Here is a 16,363-nt window from a genome sequence, read left to right as displayed (position 1 = left end):
AAGAATATGAAGATTTATTCCTCTTATCCTAAATTGGCTAACGAGATAAAAAAAGTTATTGAGGAAAGGAATATTTTTGCACACTACTATTTATCAATAGAGGATGGAGCAAAAGAATTGCCTGCGGGTACTGTGCGATTTCATAAGATGAAACATGCTCATACTTATGTTGATTATGATGAGGTTAAGATTAAAAATCTGCATGATAGAATAGAATCGTTAATATCCTATATATTAAAATTTATAGATGACTAATAACAGCTGATAAGATTCCCGAATATACTTCAATAAAGCCGAGCGTAAACGCGCGACAAACTATAGGCTAAACAACTTCCAATGTCCTTCGGAGATAACTTCTATAGTGCCGTCAGTTACTTTAATGGCGGTTTGATCGTCAATCGCATATGACGGTACTGATATCGTAGCCGCCAGCTTTTCCAGGTTGGCCAGGGAATTCTCCGGAAATAACTCATAATCCAGATGCGGATGCAGCGCAAAATCAACCAATCCCAATGCCTTATCGCTTTCGGCTGGCAGTATATGGTTACCGTAGGTGGTTCCAAAGCGGGTCATGATCATACTTCCGGCGCTCAATCCCACATAGACTGTCTTGCTTAGTAGCGACGGCAATAGGTCTGCCAGTCCGGACTGCTGCATCCAGTAACACAGATACTGGCAGTCGCCGCCTCCAACCAACAAGGCGTCAGTTTTCTGGAGCATGGGAACCCAAAGCTCTTGTTTGATGCTGGGCAGAGCCGTTAGCTCCAGCACTCCCAACGACTTCCATCCCAAATCACAAAAAGGGTCACCTAATGATCCGCAGATCACTTTTCGTGATATCTCGGCACCGCCGGCTATGCCATATATTGCCGTTGGGACAAAAAGGGCGCTGGCCTCAGCAATCGGTTTGCCCAGGAGTTCAACCAGCGCATTCCGGATGCTTGGGTTGCTGATGCCGGCGGAAGTAAGAAGAAGCTTCATAATTTCTTTCCTTTCAAAGGTTGAAATTAAATCATAGATCTCAAATTCCCATGGCCCCCTATTAAATTATTATTGCTGTCAGTTCAACCTCCAGTAACACTTCCGGACTAAAAAGCTGCTTCACTTCAACCGATGTTTGTGCCGGTGGTTGCGTAGTGCCAATGTATTTATTCCTTATTGTTCGGTACAAAGGAAGATTAGAGATATCAACAAAGTAGTTATTCAGTTTTACGATATCCTTCATGGAACCTCCGGCTTTTTCAAGCGTTTTTTTGATAGTTGAAAAGATATACTCGGCCTGCTGTTCGAAGTTTCCTAAACCAATGGTATTACCTTCGGCATCAAGGGCCAGTTGACCCGAAAAAACCAGCATTTTAGTCGTTCCCAGGTCGATCTCAACATATTCTGAATAACCATATTGCGAAATATCATTGAATTTGAGCTTTGCTTTTTGATCTGTCATAGTGGTTCTATTTTTTCAATGGATCTATTATTTCAGCCCCTTGCCCCCTACTACGCTGTCGATCTCGGTTTGAGTGATTCCGTATTTCACCATTCGTGTACGGTGATCGGCCGAACCCAGGTACTCCTGAAGTTGTGCATTCACAGCCTGCAGAAGACCGCGATTGTTCTTGTTAAATGAGAAGGCGCCAACAGGTGCTTTTCCATCTTTGCTACTCTTGAAAGGGACTGCTACCAATCCCGGATTGGTAGCGGCCGTGGCATAGTTCCCAACCGCCGTGGCTGCAAACGCGTCAATCTTGCCGGCCAGCAATGCTGCGGCGGCCTCTGGCTGACTATTGAATATCACGATTTGGCTATCCCTCACCCCCGCCGACTTTGCAGCATCGAACTGCACCTGGCCAGGAATGAGTCCTATTCGCGCATCGCTGCGTTTCACAACTGTTGCATAACTCGTGAGTGCCTTCGGGTTGCCCTGGCACACGAGGAATCCATCACCAAGCGACCATACCGGCATGCTGAAAGCCACATTCATTGCACGTTCTGGCGTAACGAAAATGGGCACGTTCATATCCCAACGCCCAGCCCGGACACCTGGTAAAAGCTCCTCGAACGTAGTGAGCTGATATTCGATGGACTTCACACCAATTGCCCGTAGTACTACTTCAGCCAGTTCGATGTCCGCGCCCTTGACGAGATGGTTTTCGTCAGTCCAGTAAAAAGGTGGTTCCTCGATATACGCGATTCGTAATTTCCTATCTTTATTCCACGGCGTTGAAGGTGAATGTTCTGAAATTTCTGTTTCCATTTTGTTTGTCGTTATCTTGTTTAAATTGAATTGCAAAGTTATTCATATAAATAAACCTATAACAGATACAGATTCTGAAATAAATTATGTAACAGATATGGGATCATTTGTTACTTTTGACAGATTGACTTTTTTATTAATTTAACTATAACAGATGAGCGCTTATGAAGGAACCGGCCTACATTAGTTTTGCCAATAAGCTGGCCAAAATGATTGATGAAGGAACCTTCAAGCCAGGAGAAAAACTGCCATCATTAAGAAGTCTGCACAAGAAAAAAGGATTAAGTATAGGAACTATACTGCAATCTTTCAATTATTTAATAGACAAGGGCATCGTGATCTCCAGGGAAAAATCGGGTTATTACGTTAACGACAATTTCACTAAGAGGTTACCCCTACCGCAAGTATTATCGGTTTCCTTATCAGAAAGGAGTGTTCATATTGATCAGTTGCTACAAAAAATACCTGTCGATCGAACCAGTAAAGCATTCGTTTCATTTGCCAATGCACTTCCGGATAACAGGTTGTTACCATTTAACAGCATCAAACGCGCAATCCAGCAAGCTTCGCGGGATGTCAGCGGCAGTTATTTGGGCTTAGAGAGCCGGCACGGAAATAAGCTGCTGTGTGAAGAGATTGCAAAACGATCCATGCATTGGAAGGGCTCTATCCATGCCAATGAGATAATTATAACTAATGGAGCAACAGAGGCTATCCTGTGCTGCGTAAAAGCTGTGACACAACCCGGAGACACTGTTTTAGTGCAGGAGCCCTGCTTTTTCGGTATTATGCAAATATTGGAATGCCTGGGATTGAAGGTCGCGACAATACCATCGCACCCTGAAACAGGGATTTCGGCAGAAAATGTAAGTGAAGCATGTCAAAGGCTAACCATTAAAGCCTGTATTTTCGTAAGCAACTTTAATAACCCGGATGGTGCAAGTATCTGCACTGAACAGAAAAAGCAAATTGCCGAGTTAGCTCATACACTTCATTTACCGATCATAGAAGATGATATTTACGGCGACCTTTTCTTTAAAGGAGGACGCCCCGATACCATAAAAACATATGATAAAGATGGATGGATCATGTATTGCAGTTCCTTTACAAAAACACTGGCTCCAGGATTTAGAATTGGTTGGGCCGCAGCCGGGCGATTCGCCTATGATGTTGCCCGAATTAAATCAATGTTGAATCATTCAACCTCCAGTTTTAGCCAGCGCGTTATCCTGGAATTGCTTACAACCGGGGTGTTTGAAAGACATCTTCAGAAATTCAGGTTGGAAATGCAAAAGAATCAGAATCGATTTGTAGCGACCATCGAAAAATATTTCCCCCGGGGAACTAAAGTAACACAGCCGGGTGGCGGCATTTACCTTTGGTTAGAGTTACCAAGCGCGATCGATACCTCCGACTTCCTTGAAAAGGCATTTGAGCACGATATTTCTTATGCCCCTGGAGAAATTTTCTCCTCAAAGAGCGGGTATCAAAATTACATCCGCCTCAGTTATTCGAAGCTTTGGGAAGACAAGGTAGAAAAGGCACTCATCAAATTAGGAGAACTGCTCGATGCCGCATCTGCGGAAAATGCTCATTGAATTATTCATAAAAATGTGATATAAGTCACGCGATCACCTTACATTTTCTGCCGTATTTTGTTGTGTAATCTAAAAATCATAACAATGAAGCCAACAAATAACCCCATTCATATGCCCTGGCTCGGGTTTGGTACCCTGATCCCCGATAAGGCTTTAACGATAAGTGCAACCAGAGACGCGCTGGAAGCCGGATTTCGGCATTTTGATGCTGCGGAACGATACCGGAACGAGAACGAGGTGGGCGAAGCGTTACAGGCAGGTCTTGCCGCCGGAGGTATTGCCCGTGAAGACATCTTTGTTACCACCAAATTGTGGAACACCAATCACCGGCCCGAGCGCGTGGAACCGGCATTCGAGGCAAGTTTGGATAGACTGCGACTCAGCTATCTGGACCTTTATCTCATTCACACTCCTTATGCATTTCAGCCTGGAGATAATCAGGATCCACGGGATCAAAACGGTCATGTTATTTACGATCGCGACGTGACTTTGCTCGATACCTGGAGAGCTATGGAGAGCCTTGTAGACAGTGGCAAATGCCGGGCTATCGGACTGTCTGACATTACCTTGAAGGATCTGGCACCCCTCTACGAAGCAGCACGAATTAAGCCGGCGGTAGTACAGGTAGAATCACATCCGTATCTGCCGGAAACGGAGCTTCTGGAATTCTGCAAGGAGAATGGCATTGTATTTTTGGCTTTTGCGCCATTGGGTCATGGAATAAGCCCCGGGCTGTTGGAAGATCCGGTTATTTTGTCCATTTCCTCACGAGTTGGTAAAACGCCGGCACAGGTACTATTGGCCTGGGCCCTCCAGCGCGGTACGGCTTTACTTACCACACCTAAAACCGCGGCACGCGCCAGAGAGAATTTCGACATCTCTCCCCTGCCGGATGACGCCTTTGATGAAATCAACCGCATTGAGACCAGGCAAAGGCTCAATGAAGTGGTGAAGACTGGCGTCCCTGGGTTCATTCCACAAGTTAAAAACTAAAAACCAAGAATATGGAAGACGGACAAATTCGCGAAGCCCTGAACGCACACTGGCATGCATCGGCTTTGGGCGATGTAAACGCGGAACATGATATTTACCATGACGATGCTATCTGTGACTATCCCCAGTCGGGCGAGCGAATCCTCGGGCGAAACAATTTGCAGGCCTTGCGGAGCCATCATCCGGGCAAACCTTCGGGCTTCCAGGTTAAGCGAATTATCGGGAAAGGCGATCTTTGGATCACCGAATACACCATCAACTACCAGGAGCAATCAGCATACACCGTGAGCATTATGGAGTTCCGCGATGGTAAAGTGGTGCACGAAACACAGTATTTCGCGGATTCCTTTGAGGCGCCGGCCTGGCGAAGTCAATGGGTTCAGCAGATTGCGTGATGCTGTATTGGGACAAGAAAAAACGCGGCGACTCTCCAATATTGGAGAAGCGCCGCGTTTTATTTATAAGATTAATTAACTCATGGATCAATTGATCTTTTCAAATCGCCATTGTTGCGCACCTCCCCCATTATCTGTATATATCTCCACATTGTTATTGGCATCTGTTCCGCTGGTAACATCCAGGCACAATGTTGGCGCGCAGGCCGGCTGTAATTTATAATAGCCAGAGCCTACACTCACAATTTTCCATTTTTGCGCATTGGAACCGCTATCTGTGTAAATATCCACATTGGCACCCGAAGCACTGCTGCCACCAGTTACGTCAAGCACTTTTCCGGTGGTATGTTGCGGAGCGAGTTTGTAATATCCGTTACCCAGGCTGGTTACCTGCCAGCGCTGATTGCTGGTGTTTCCGTCGGTATAAACCGCTACGTTGGTACCATTGGCCGTTCCGCTACTGGTAACATCCAGGTTGCGTCCGGGTGCGCAGGCTGCTTTCAGTTCATATATGCCATCGGTCAGTGCAGTTGTCTGATCAAAATTAAAGTTGATCACCGGTAAATTATTGGTGAAATTATACAAATAACCTACCGTAGTCCGGTTTCCGTTACTCATAATTAATGATATGAATAACTCGTAATTACCCGTAGTATTCTGAAGCTCCGAAATAGGCATGGTCACCGTAAATGAATTGCCTGTAGGGTTAACCGACCAGGCTACAGCATCGTAATTGTTGTTGGGCTCACCATAGGTAGGTCCCGGGTCCTGGTACACATTAACCGCGGTAATGGCATCTGTAGTGGTAAAAGTTCCGGAAACTATAAAATTTCCACCGCTTACGCTACCGTTTAAGGAGGTCAATGATGCCGAAGATGTATTATAAAATGTTTTTACAGTTTTAGAGAACACCTGGCAATTATTTAAAATAGCGCTGCCCGCACGGTTTATAAATGTAGGTGCCGAACCCAGCGTATAATTTCCGGATCCCATCAAATTGGTACCTAAAGTAGTATGTTCTGTATTGGTTTCGTGTGAGTGCGGCAGGTTTAAGCCGTGACCAAGCTCGTGCATCATACCACCAAACCATTTGGTGAGCAAATTACCGTCGGTTGTTGCCTGGCCCATATACTGGATATCAAATTTGGCATAATCCAGCGCGTAGCAAAATCTGCCGGTTCCGTAAAAAGGCACGTCGGCAGCATTAATATCGGGCACAGGCATAATAACCAAATAATGGTCACTTGCCTTAAGGCTTGGATTAGCCGTAAAATAACTGTTTATTTCCTGCTCAACCGTACCCTTATTGCTATAAGTATAGGAGCTTGCCGGACTTTGCCCATTAATAACGACGATACGAACGGATGAGGTATCAGCAGTTTTCACAAACATACCGAACGTTGAATTGTAACCGTTACGGATCATGTTCGACCGGTAAAACTCCTGCCCCCAGCGCAATAATTTACTTAAGCGGGTTTGATAATCGGTAATGGCCGTACGGTCTGAAGGCACAAAATAAACCACATTCAGGCTGTAAGCATTTTCTGAGGTGTAATCGCCGCTTATTACCTTTGGCTGCAGATTCGATCCTGGTTTATCCGTTCCATTAACCGGCGTCCTGATCAGATCTTTTTTACAGGAACAAACAAACGTAGCCCCGCACAATAATACAATTGTTGTGAGTTTGTTTAACATCATTTTCATAGTGATTCTGGTAATTTAATTGGTTTGTTAATATTTAATATGTGTTATTCATAGAAAAAGACGATTCTACAAACCAATGGATACCTAAAATCCAGACCGTATATCACCAGGAGTTAAACAATGACGCTTAACCAAATTCAACACACGCGAAAACAAAACAATGTTTCCACAACACGATACAATCAATTAATATTCAGCTATTTATTGGCTTACAACAACAAGGTAAAAATTAAATGTTCGGGAAACATTTCTTTTCTTAACACAAACGTTTGTGTTAAATCTTTTAATTGCCGGGAAAGCAAATTTGATTTTATTTAACCGGGCTCAAATAAATGCCTAATACCCATTATTTATCAAAAACTATTTATTAATACCGAATATCCATATACCAAAAATTCAGACATACATGATTATCCGCGAAAAATAGAACACAAACGTTTGTTATTCATAAATATTCCATCATATTATAATAGTTTATTTATAGAAAGGAGGACTGTCACCCTGAGCTCCGTCGAAGGGTAGAAACCTCTCCCCACCATGCTTCGACAGGCTCAGCATGACAGCCTTTTTGGACAAATACCTAATCATGAGCTATATCCCCCCTTCCCTATCAAAATGCCCTATTATTGGCCGATGAGTTTGATTACTTTATCAACCTCCATTAAAAAATTACCAGTTCCTTTGGTGGGATAGCTATTTTGCTGCCTGGCCCAGTTCTTTTCGAAAGTAAAATAGTCAACCGTTGTGGCGGGTTGGCCTTTTAGCCGGTTATCCAGTTCCTGGAAAAACATTTCCCAGCGATGCAGATAAAAACTATCCAGCATCCCTCCCCACTCTTTATTGGCGTATTCGTGCAGATCGGTTTTCGGATTATCATCCGGCCCCCAGTAAGTTATTTGTGCCCGGGCATTCCATTCGCAAAGTTTTTTGTCTTCCGGAGTAATACCATAAGCCTTAGCCTGCTCCAGCCATTGCCCCAGCATAAAATTGGGCTCGGTATTTAATAATTCGTTTTGCAGGCGTATCATCTGTAGGAACAGATCTCTCCATTTACGGTAAGCTACTTCATCCTTTGCCTTATAAGCTTTCATACAATTGACATATACTACCCTGCCCCGATTGGACATCACCTGCCTGGCCAGATCGACCATATCAACTTTATAAGTCGCAGAGTTTTGAAACTGCACTGCAGCCTTGCGGAAAAGCCGTAATGCCTCTACCGGTTTCTGGGCATCGTACTGCGTCGAATCAGATCCCCAGGTTGATGTATTAGTTACATTTTCTGAAGGCCGGGCGCAAAATATAGCCTCGGCTCCTTTGGAATCCGGTACACCATATAAGGAATTGAGCAATAGCTTCCAGCCTTCATCAACATCTTGATTATAGGCCCCGTAACGATAACCTATATATTTTCTGATCACATTTTCGATATCGGTTCCAGGCTCCGACCAGGCTGTTTGCAATGCCAGATCAAAAGCAACAGGATTGGCTGTTATCGATTCAGGAATAACACCGATCCCTTTCATCCATTTACCCTGTGCCGATTGGTAAGCCCGGTGTGGCTCAGTCACCAATCGTTTCAGATCGCCGATCATGGTGATCTTACCGCCCCAGTCGTTAACCGAACCCCAAACATAGGGTGTCCCCTCAAAAGCGTTTCTGCTTTCCCATTCGTTAAACTCCTCTCCCTTTAAATCCAGAATCAGCACATTTTCTTTTTTAAGTCCCGCAAGTAGTTCTTTATGCGGATTGTCTTGCCAGCCTTGTAAAACCCAGGTACTGTTGGGATAATATTGCTGCATGATCTTCTGGATATCGCCTGCTGCAACCGGAACATCAATACCCGTCGCTTTGCCACCTTCATGAAACAGATCGCCGCCAAAATAGTGGATATCATTGCCATACAGCGCTTTCATTTCGGTGTAATACTCACGGGCCATTTTAATGAACAAACTATCCGAAGGGGCTAAAAATGCAGGGCGTTGAAAACCTCCTGCCCATTTACCTTGCCGTACTATTTTGGCTTTTGGATATTTAAGGGCCAGATTATCCGGCACCAAACCAGTGAATGCCTGCAACACGGGCTGAATACCCAGCTCCTGCATCCGTTTTAATATTTTTTGTTGAAGAAGCACCCATTTATTGATCATGCCATCGCTCACCGGGCCTCCCCAGCCTTCCATATTACCCATCAACCACCAGGCATTAAATCCCGGCCCCGGAATATAAGCGCGGATTTCTTTATCCGTATAGCCCAAATTGGTCAGCATCTTTTGCCATATCTTTTCTGTCCCTATGGGAGCCAGCATAGTATTCACCCCGTTAAGGGCCATCCAGTCCAGTTCGCGCTCCCAATCTTTCCAGTTATAAAAGCTATAGGTATAATTATAAGTACAATAATTTAATGCATACCGGATTTGGAAAGGCGTATTTACACTGACGGTATCGGTAACAAGGGGCAGTTTCGTTATAGGCTTCAAATTGTCGCCATAGTGCGAAAGCGACATATGGCCATAGTTTTTCAGGTAATAATTTACCGCGTAAGCAGCGGCAGATACCGTATTGGCCTCGATAAGTAACGAAGAGCCATGCTGATAAAGCCTGAATGCATCCCCCTTATCTTTTGCCGTTATCTTCTGGAATTGTATCTTCCCTTTTAGAAAAGGAAATTGCCGGTTAATCAATTGCTGAACCTGGCTGTACTCCTGGGCCTGGAGCTGGCTAAAAGCCAAACAAGTTATTATCAGTATAAATATCTTCTTCATTATAGTATGAAGATATCATCCTGATCGGTGAATGGTTTGTATTTCAATCATATTTCTTCACACAAACGTTTGCTATTTATAAATAAAGGGGGATACCTTATATAAATAAAGCTCCCCCTCCTCTATCAAAACACCTTGTTATTTGACTAACAAGCTCTTCTTAAAACTTCAGAAGCACTTTGCCAAAAGGCCTGTCCTCAATTAAGTAACGCTGTGCTTCGGCAGCATCAGCAATATCAAATACTTTAGCCACAATGGGTTTTATTTTGCCTTCGGCCAACAATGGCAGCAATTGATCCCATACCTGTTTTTGTTCTTCGGCGTTGAACCATCCGGAAAGACTTTGTCCTCTCATTTGTAAACCCTTCCATACAAAATCAGTTACATTGGCTGTAAATTGTGTACCTGCTGAGTAACCAATGGTAACCAATATGCCATTACGGGCCAGGGAATGAAGCGCCTCTCCGGTTAAATTTCCGCCGATGCTGTCAATCACCAGGTCTACCCCTTTTCCTTCTGTTATTCTTAATACCCCTTCACTGATGGTTTCTTTGGACAGATCAATAATATTTTCGATACCTGCAGATCGTGCAGCTTCTGCCTTTTGAGTGGATCCTGCCGTAGTGATCACCAAGGGCGAGCCATAAGCTAATGCCAATTGAATAGCGGCATTACCAACAGCGCCACCCGCTCCTAATGCCAATACACTTTTGCTGTTGGTAAAATCGCCTTTATTTAAGCTGGCCTGCGCCGAGAAAAAGGCTACCGGAAATGTGGCAGCTTCTTCATCCGATACATGATCCGGCGTTTTGATCACTTCCTGCGGATATAAGGCCAGGTATTCCTGCCAGGTTCCGTCGATGATGATCCCCCTGATCGAGCCATCTGGTGAAAAGGGCGAAATTGTAACCCTTGTCCCTTCCGGAAATTCGTTGTTACCTTTTACAATTACCCCGGCGGCTTCATTTCCTAAAACCATGGGTGGCTTTTTAGCCAGCGGTATCAAGCCTTTTCTGATTGTATTATCTACCGGGTTAACCGCGGCTATTGTTATTTTAACCAATAACTGTCCTTCTTTTAGTTCCGGGATATCCAGATCAACTAATTTAAGGGTTTCATATGCTCCGTATTCTTTAAATTGAATTGCTTTCATGTTGGTTTTTATTGTTCAAATGATCAACCGATCATTTACGAAAACAAAAATATACCGATTGGTATTATTTATTATAATCGGATTGTCACAGTTTTAAATAAATACTCGCTCTTCTATTCAATGAAGAATTTCAATTTTGTCAGCACCATTCCATCTTTTGTTTGTAATGATATATGCTGACGAAACATTGGGTACTTTTAATCATCAATTCAACTATAGAAAAAACATGGATCTTCAACTAAAAAACAAAGTAGCTTTAGTAACCGGCTCAACTGCTGGTATTGGTTACGCCATAGCTAAATCATTAGCCACCGAAGGTGTAAAAGTATATGTGAACGGTCGTACAGATGAGCGTGTTAAAGCCGCGGTAGACCAGATCAAAAAGGACACCGGTAACAACGAAGTATACGGCCTGACCGGTGATATGGCCAACAAGAGCGATATCGATCAAATCATCAGCAAACTACCCGAAGTTGATATCCTGATCAACAACGTAGCTATTTTTGAACCCAAAGCATTTAAAGATATAACCGACGAAGACTGGCTTAAATTTTATGAAGTGAACGTGCTGAGCGGTGTACGGTTTTCCAGGGCTTATTTTGATCAAATGCTGCAAAAAAACTGGGGCCGCATTATTTTCATCTCCAGCGAATCGGCCATACAGATCCCTGAGGAAATGATCCACTACGGCATGACCAAAACAGCGCAGGTAGCCATTGCACGTGGCCTGGCCGAATTGACCAAAGGTACCAACGTAACCGTAAATTCTGTTTTACCGGGCCCTACCCGTTCTGAAGGTGTAGGCGGCTTTATTGACAAGCTTGCAGCTGAGAAAAACCTGACCGCCGGTCAAATGGAAACGGAGTTTTTTAAAAACATGCGCGGCACATCCATCATTCAGCGCTTTACAGAAAGTGATGAGATCGCCAACCTGGTTACTTATATAGCAAGTCCGCTGTCATCAGCAACCAATGGCGCTTTGTTAAGGGCCGACGGTGGTGTTATCAAGAGCGCGTTTTAATCAATAAACCCCGGATGAGCAACTCATCCGGGGATTATTGATCAACCTGTTTTAGTGAACAGGTTTTTTGGTGGTGTCTTTTTTAGTTGTGTCGGGTTTTGCGGAGGTATCCTTTTTAGTTGTATCGGTTGCCGCCGGGGCCATTTTTGAGGTATCAGTGCTGGTGCTATCTGATCCGCTGGTTGTTTTTGAAGAACTGCAACCGGCTACTATTGCACCTACCATCGTCGCGACAAGTGCCAGACTTAAAATTTGCTTTTTCATTTTATCTGTATTTGAATTAGTTGTCATTTTTTGTTCAGACATACTATTAACCGTACATGAACAATATTGTTTAAGTTAAATTTTTATCAGGTAATCAAAGAGCAAGCCCAAAGCTAATTTTACATAACAAATGCAATTAATTTCTTATAAATTTCAGATATTTAAGGGCTATGGTAGTATCTGAACGAATGTTAACGTGGGCGATGCGTCTCTACCCTCCTCTTTTGTTGCAGCGTATCTGGGTGGTGAAATTTGATAAGGGATTTAAAGGTGTTCAGGTTAGGATCATCAAAAGCATCCTGAATAAAAATTATAACAATGCCATTTTCGGCGGCACTATTTTTTCGGCTGCCGATCCGTTTTACCCGGTATTGTTTCACCAGTTGCTTATTCAAAAGGGGTATAAATTAAAGGTATGGTCAAAATCATCATCCATACATTATTTAAAACCAGGCGCATCCGATCTTTATTTTTCGATCACTTTAACCGACGCAGAAATTGAACATGCAGAAATGATATTAAACACCGAAGGCAAATATATGGCACACCACCCTATTGATATTTACAATAAAGATGGCGAAATATGCGTATCAGTAATGAACGAGGTGTATTTGCGCAATTTAAATTTTACCAATACAAGCTTATAATTCTATCTTAATGACTACATATATGAACGATGAGGTCTTTATCAAAAAAGGCTTCCTGATATCTACCGATAAAAGCTTACTAAACGTTGATGTGATCTTTAATTATCTGAATGACGACTCCTACTGGTCGCAGGGTATCCGTCGCGATGTGTTGGAAAAGGGCATTGCCAATTCCATGTGCTTTGGCGTTTATCAGCAAGATGTTCAGGCTGGTTTTGCACGGGTAGTTACCGACAATGCCACTTTTGGCTATCTGTGTGATGTTTTTATTTTGCCCGAATTCCGTCAAAAAGGATTGTCCAAATGGTTGGTGCAAACCATTGTTAAACACCCCGATCTGCAAGGCTTAAGAAGATGGTCATTAGCTACGCTTGATGCGCAGGGCCTGTATGGCCAGTTTGGGTTTACCCCAATAATCCATGCTGAAAGATGGATGGAAATACATACCCCCTATATTAAACCTCAGTAATCAGTTTAACAGACAGGATAACAGCGCTAACATGAACCATATCAAAAAATTGATATTTGAGGGCGAAGGTGTAACACTCGACTTTAAAAAAACAATTACCAGCTGCGAAAAAATTGCCCGTACCATGGTGTCCTTTGCCAACAACAAGGGTGGCAAGCTATTGATAGGCGTTGCCGATGACGGTAGTATTAAAGGTGTAAAATCTGAAGACGAGGAGCGCTATATGATCACCAAAGCGGCGCACATGTTTGCCAGGCCTGCCTTGGAACCCGTATTTGATGAAGTTTATGTCGACGACAAACTGGTACTGGTTGTGGATACCCCCGCAAGCGACCTGAAACCGCACTACGCCCTGGCCGAAGACGGCAAATGGTGGGCCTATGTAAGGGTGAAGGACAAAAGCGTACTGGCCAGCAAAATTGTGCTAGAAGTGCTTAAACGATCATCAAGCGATGAAGGCGTATTGATTGAATACTCCGAAAATGAAAAATCGCTGTTGCAATACCTCGAATTAAATACCCGCATCACCATTAAAGAGTGTGCCGAACTGCTAAAGATTGGTCGCCGACGGGCTCAGCGTATTCTTGTCGATCTGATATTATCGGGCCTTATCCGTATTAATACCACTGAAAAGGAAGAGTTTTATACGGTAAGTTCATAAGCTTAAAGCCAAAAGCCGAAGGCAGAAAGCTACAAAAACTTCAAACTATTACCGGCGATTGACCCGGAGCGTAAAATATTTATATTAAGTTTGCTAATAATCAGCAATGCAGCTTTTGGCTTTCGGCCTTAAGCTTTCTGCTCTCCTGTACCTCAATAAATGAAAAGCGTTTTCCTGAAATACAAACCTTATTATGGCGAAAGCCTTAAACTGGCTATCCCTGTAGTGATATCACAGCTGGGGCATACGCTGGTTCAAATGTCCGATTCTATTATTGTGGGCCATTTTGCAGGTACGGTTTCTTTGGCCGCGGTGTCACTGGTGAATAGTCTCTTCATGACCCCGCTGGTTATCGGCATGGGTATCTCTTATGGCTTAACACCACTCATCGCGCAAAATAATGGTCGGGGAAATTTTAAAGAATGCGGTCTGCTCCTTTCCAATAGTTTATTTTTAAATATGCTGAGCGGTATCCTGCTGTTTGCAGGTATCTACTTTGGTACCATGCTGCTCATCGGTCATCTGGATCAATCACCGCAGGTAGTTAAAGAGGCTAAGCCTTACCTGCTGCTGCTCAGTTTATCACTCATCCCGTTGCTGATATTCAATACCTTTAAGCAATTTGCCGAAGGCTTGGGCTTTACCAAACAAGCCATGCTCATTTCTATATGGGGTAATTTACTGAATATATGCCTTGGGGTGATTTTTGTAAAAGGCTTATTTGGTGTACATCCCATGGGGATCAAAGGTGTAGGTTATAGCACCCTGATTGATCGTTGCGTGATGGCTATTGTGATGGCTATATATGTTTTAAGGTCGCCTATATTTAAGCAGTACCTGAAAAGCTTTGCCATTAAAAATATCGACCGCTTGCGGGGTATCCAGATCATGAAGATCGGCGCGCCGGTAGCTTTGCAGTATACGTTTGAAGTAAGCGCTTTTGGTGGCGCTGCTATTTTGGTAGGTGTTATCGGGCTCGATCAGCAGGCTGCGCACCAGGTTGCTATCAGTCTGGCCGCCATGACCTACATGATGGCCAGTGGTATATCTGCCGGGGCGGCCATTAAATCAGGCAACTATTTTGGTGCAGGTCATCATCAAAATCTCCGGTTGTCGGCTATCTCTAACTATCATATTGTGCTGGCATTTATGGCTGTTACGGCCCTGATATTTACCTTTGGCAGGCACCTGTTACCATGGATAATTACTTCGGATCAGGCAGTTATTGATATTGCAGCACAGCTACTTATCATCGCAGCATTCTTTCAACTATTTGATGGTGCCCAGGTGGTAGGCCTCGGTATACTTCGCGGCATGGGCGATGTAAACATCCCTACCATTTTTACATTTTTGGCGTACTGGGTGGTAGGTTTACCGGTCGGTTACTTGTTAGGCATCAAGCTTAACCTGGGGGTTAACGGTGTTTGGTATGGTTTAACTTTGGGATTGGCAACAGCCTCAGTGTTGTTATTTATCCGCTTTAACATCATCAGCAAAAAGCACCGTCGCGATAATACGATACCGATATTGGCGAGGGATTAAAAATACAGATCAGCTGCCATCTTAAAAGTATTGCAATGCGCCTCCACAATGTCTTTGATCTGGGGCGAATAGCCACCACCCATGCTTACCTGCACCGGCAGGTTATTGGCAATGCATTGCTCAAACACAAATTTGTCGCGGGCTTTGCAGGCTTCTTTACTGAGGGCCAGCTTACCGAGTTTGTCGGTAGCCAGGATATCAACACCCGACAGGTAGAATATAAAATCGGGCTTTTGTTGTTGGATCAAACCGGGCAAAGTATCGTACAGGATGCTTAAATATTCATCATCCTCAACCCCATCTGCCAGCGGGATATCCAGATCAGATGTTTCCTTGCGCGAAGGGAAATTGTTTGCGCCATGCATCGAGAAAGTGAACACCCGTGGCTCGTTTTCAAAGATCTGAGCAGTGCCGTTACCCTGGTGCACATCTAAATCAACGATTAAGATAGATGACGCTAGGTTATTATTTAATAACCAGTTAGCTGCAATAGCCTGATCATTCAATAAGCAAAAACCTTCACCCCAATTACTGCCCGCATGATGCGTACCACCGGCCACATTAAAGGCGATGCGGTTATCCAAAGCAAACCTGCATCCATCAATAGTTCCTTGAGCTATCCTGATCTCACGCTCTACTAACCGGGCGGATAATGGAAAACCAATGCGGCGCTGCTCTTTTAGCGGCAAGGTCAGGTCGCGTAGCTGGTGCCAGTAATCCTGATCGTGGGTTTGCAGGATGATATCCTCCGTCAGCATATCAGGCGAAAACAGGTTTTCACGGCTGATCACGCCTTCATGCAACAATTGCGCCGGTATCAGCTCGTACTTCAGCATCGGGAAACGATGCCCTTCGGGAAGTGGGTGCGCGTATATGGGGTCGTAAGCTACCTTGAACATA

The 16,363-nt window shown here is 44.0% G+C and carries 17 protein-coding genes; 9 read left to right on the top strand and 8 right to left on the bottom strand.

Translation table 11 applies throughout. The annotated features are described in order from the left end of the window. Positions 1 to 6: 6 nt before the first annotated feature. Complete coding sequence (locus AC57BQ_RS07460; RefSeq protein WP_496405678.1) at positions 7 to 255, top strand: hypothetical protein; 249 nt, start codon at positions 7 to 9, stop codon at positions 253 to 255. A gap of 60 nt (positions 256 to 315) precedes the next feature. Here the strand turns inward: AC57BQ_RS07460 and AC57BQ_RS07455 are convergent, their stop codons facing one another. From AC57BQ_RS07455 to AC57BQ_RS07445, 3 genes are all read right to left on the bottom strand, one after another. After that, positions 316 to 981, bottom strand: coding sequence for a Type 1 glutamine amidotransferase-like domain-containing protein (locus AC57BQ_RS07455; RefSeq protein ID WP_496405677.1), 666 nt, complete (start codon positions 979 to 981; stop codon positions 316 to 318). A 61-nt stretch (positions 982 to 1,042) separates the two neighbouring features. After that, positions 1,043 to 1,444, bottom strand: coding sequence for a RidA family protein (locus AC57BQ_RS07450; protein ID WP_496405676.1), 402 nt, complete (start codon positions 1,442 to 1,444; stop codon positions 1,043 to 1,045). Between the two features lie 27 nt (positions 1,445 to 1,471). Then, positions 1,472 to 2,251, bottom strand: coding sequence for a transporter substrate-binding domain-containing protein (locus AC57BQ_RS07445; RefSeq protein ID WP_496405675.1), 780 nt, complete (start codon positions 2,249 to 2,251; stop codon positions 1,472 to 1,474). A 164-nt stretch (positions 2,252 to 2,415) separates the two neighbouring features. Here AC57BQ_RS07445 and AC57BQ_RS07440 point away from each other — a divergent pair, with 164 nt between their 5' ends. The 3 genes from AC57BQ_RS07440 (at position 2,416) to AC57BQ_RS07430 (ending at position 5,237) form a co-directional block, all read left to right on the top strand. Then, on the top strand, positions 2,416 to 3,849 hold the full coding sequence (locus AC57BQ_RS07440) for an aminotransferase-like domain-containing protein (RefSeq protein WP_496405674.1): 1,434 nt from the start codon (positions 2,416 to 2,418) through the stop codon (positions 3,847 to 3,849). 84 nt (positions 3,850 to 3,933) lie between these two features. Then, positions 3,934 to 4,842: an aldo/keto reductase gene (locus AC57BQ_RS07435; RefSeq protein WP_496405673.1), complete on the top strand. Its 909-nt coding sequence runs from the start codon at positions 3,934 to 3,936 to the stop codon at positions 4,840 to 4,842. Between the two features lie 11 nt (positions 4,843 to 4,853). Continuing rightward, a complete protein-coding gene (locus AC57BQ_RS07430) occupies positions 4,854 to 5,237 on the top strand; it encodes a nuclear transport factor 2 family protein (protein WP_496405672.1) in 384 nt (127 codons plus the stop codon). A gap of 87 nt (positions 5,238 to 5,324) precedes the next feature. Here the strand turns inward: AC57BQ_RS07430 and AC57BQ_RS07425 are convergent, their stop codons facing one another. The 3 genes from AC57BQ_RS07425 to AC57BQ_RS07415 all read right to left on the bottom strand — a co-directional run bounded on the left by AC57BQ_RS07425 (position 5,325) and on the right by AC57BQ_RS07415 (position 10,859). Then, on the bottom strand, positions 5,325 to 6,941 hold the full coding sequence (locus AC57BQ_RS07425; protein ID WP_496405671.1) for an RICIN domain-containing protein: 1,617 nt from the start codon (positions 6,939 to 6,941) through the stop codon (positions 5,325 to 5,327). A 623-nt stretch (positions 6,942 to 7,564) separates the two neighbouring features. Next, on the bottom strand, positions 7,565 to 9,706 hold the full coding sequence (locus AC57BQ_RS07420) for an alpha-N-acetylglucosaminidase (protein WP_496405670.1): 2,142 nt from the start codon (positions 9,704 to 9,706) through the stop codon (positions 7,565 to 7,567). 160 nt (positions 9,707 to 9,866) lie between these two features. Next, positions 9,867 to 10,859, bottom strand: coding sequence for a quinone oxidoreductase family protein (locus AC57BQ_RS07415; protein ID WP_496405669.1), 993 nt, complete (start codon positions 10,857 to 10,859; stop codon positions 9,867 to 9,869). Positions 10,860 to 11,085: 226 nt separating this feature from the next. Between AC57BQ_RS07415 and AC57BQ_RS07410 the strand changes: the two genes are divergently transcribed. Then, positions 11,086 to 11,880 carry an SDR family NAD(P)-dependent oxidoreductase gene (locus tag AC57BQ_RS07410; protein ID WP_496405668.1) on the top strand — a complete coding sequence of 265 codons (795 nt, stop codon included), beginning with the start codon at positions 11,086 to 11,088 and terminating at the stop codon, positions 11,878 to 11,880. Positions 11,881 to 11,931: 51 nt separating this feature from the next. Here AC57BQ_RS07410 and AC57BQ_RS07405 read toward each other — a convergent pair whose 3' ends face one another. Beyond that, entirely contained in the window at positions 11,932 to 12,144 is a 213-nt protein-coding gene (locus AC57BQ_RS07405) for a hypothetical protein (protein WP_496405667.1), read from the bottom strand. 203 nt (positions 12,145 to 12,347) lie between these two features. Here AC57BQ_RS07405 and AC57BQ_RS07400 point away from each other — a divergent pair, with 203 nt between their 5' ends. The 4 genes from AC57BQ_RS07400 (at position 12,348) to AC57BQ_RS07385 (ending at position 15,463) form a co-directional block, all read left to right on the top strand. Continuing rightward, complete coding sequence (locus AC57BQ_RS07400; protein ID WP_496405666.1) at positions 12,348 to 12,791, top strand: DUF4442 domain-containing protein; 444 nt, start codon at positions 12,348 to 12,350, stop codon at positions 12,789 to 12,791. 10 nt (positions 12,792 to 12,801) lie between these two features. Next, positions 12,802 to 13,260 (top strand): GNAT family N-acetyltransferase, encoded by a 459-nt coding sequence (locus tag AC57BQ_RS07395; protein WP_496405665.1) that lies wholly within the window; start codon positions 12,802 to 12,804, stop codon positions 13,258 to 13,260. Positions 13,261 to 13,291: 31 nt separating this feature from the next. Next, on the top strand, positions 13,292 to 13,921 hold the full coding sequence (locus AC57BQ_RS07390) for an RNA-binding domain-containing protein (protein ID WP_496405664.1): 630 nt from the start codon (positions 13,292 to 13,294) through the stop codon (positions 13,919 to 13,921). Positions 13,922 to 14,080: 159 nt separating this feature from the next. After that, positions 14,081 to 15,463 (top strand): MATE family efflux transporter, encoded by a 1,383-nt coding sequence (locus AC57BQ_RS07385; protein WP_496405663.1) that lies wholly within the window; start codon positions 14,081 to 14,083, stop codon positions 15,461 to 15,463. On the opposite strand, the gene AC57BQ_RS07380 is transcribed toward AC57BQ_RS07385, so the two are convergent. Continuing rightward, positions 15,460 to 16,362: a histone deacetylase family protein gene (locus AC57BQ_RS07380; protein WP_496405662.1), complete on the bottom strand. Its 903-nt coding sequence runs from the start codon at positions 16,360 to 16,362 to the stop codon at positions 15,460 to 15,462. The two genes, AC57BQ_RS07385 and AC57BQ_RS07380, sit on opposite strands and share 4 nt — an antisense overlap. Between the last annotated feature and the right edge of the window lies 1 nt (position 16,363).

The sequence above is a fragment of the Mucilaginibacter sp. BGA-UO-ETr-C110 genome, assembly GCF_059567985.1.
This window is presented reverse-complemented; position numbering and strand designations above follow the sequence as displayed.

Bases quoted from the DNA above. Each gene is read 5' to 3' on its own strand.
- AC57BQ_RS07460 (WP_496405678.1), top strand. From the start codon at position 7: ATGAAGATTTATTCCTCTTATCCTAAATTGGCTAACGAGATAAAAAAA.
- AC57BQ_RS07455 (WP_496405677.1), bottom strand. From the start codon at position 981: ATGAAGCTTCTTCTTACTTCCGCCGGCATCAGCAACCCAAGCATCCGG.
- AC57BQ_RS07450 (WP_496405676.1), bottom strand. From the start codon at position 1,444: ATGACAGATCAAAAAGCAAAGCTCAAATTCAATGATATTTCGCAATAT.
- AC57BQ_RS07445 (WP_496405675.1), bottom strand. From the start codon at position 2,251: ATGGAAACAGAAATTTCAGAACATTCACCTTCAACGCCGTGGAATAAA.
- AC57BQ_RS07440 (WP_496405674.1), top strand. From the start codon at position 2,416: ATGAAGGAACCGGCCTACATTAGTTTTGCCAATAAGCTGGCCAAAATG.
- AC57BQ_RS07435 (WP_496405673.1), top strand. From the start codon at position 3,934: ATGAAGCCAACAAATAACCCCATTCATATGCCCTGGCTCGGGTTTGGT.
- AC57BQ_RS07430 (WP_496405672.1), top strand. From the start codon at position 4,854: ATGGAAGACGGACAAATTCGCGAAGCCCTGAACGCACACTGGCATGCA.
- AC57BQ_RS07425 (WP_496405671.1), bottom strand. From the start codon at position 6,941: ATGAAAATGATGTTAAACAAACTCACAACAATTGTATTATTGTGCGGG.
- AC57BQ_RS07420 (WP_496405670.1), bottom strand. From the start codon at position 9,706: ATGAAGAAGATATTTATACTGATAATAACTTGTTTGGCTTTTAGCCAG.
- AC57BQ_RS07415 (WP_496405669.1), bottom strand. From the start codon at position 10,859: ATGAAAGCAATTCAATTTAAAGAATACGGAGCATATGAAACCCTTAAA.
- AC57BQ_RS07410 (WP_496405668.1), top strand. From the start codon at position 11,086: ATGGATCTTCAACTAAAAAACAAAGTAGCTTTAGTAACCGGCTCAACT.
- AC57BQ_RS07405 (WP_496405667.1), bottom strand. From the start codon at position 12,144: ATGAAAAAGCAAATTTTAAGTCTGGCACTTGTCGCGACGATGGTAGGT.
- AC57BQ_RS07400 (WP_496405666.1), top strand. From the start codon at position 12,348: ATGCGTCTCTACCCTCCTCTTTTGTTGCAGCGTATCTGGGTGGTGAAA.
- AC57BQ_RS07395 (WP_496405665.1), top strand. From the start codon at position 12,802: ATGACTACATATATGAACGATGAGGTCTTTATCAAAAAAGGCTTCCTG.
- AC57BQ_RS07390 (WP_496405664.1), top strand. From the start codon at position 13,292: ATGAACCATATCAAAAAATTGATATTTGAGGGCGAAGGTGTAACACTC.
- AC57BQ_RS07385 (WP_496405663.1), top strand. From the start codon at position 14,081: ATGAAAAGCGTTTTCCTGAAATACAAACCTTATTATGGCGAAAGCCTT.
- AC57BQ_RS07380 (WP_496405662.1), bottom strand. From the start codon at position 16,362: ATGTTCAAGGTAGCTTACGACCCCATATACGCGCACCCACTTCCCGAA.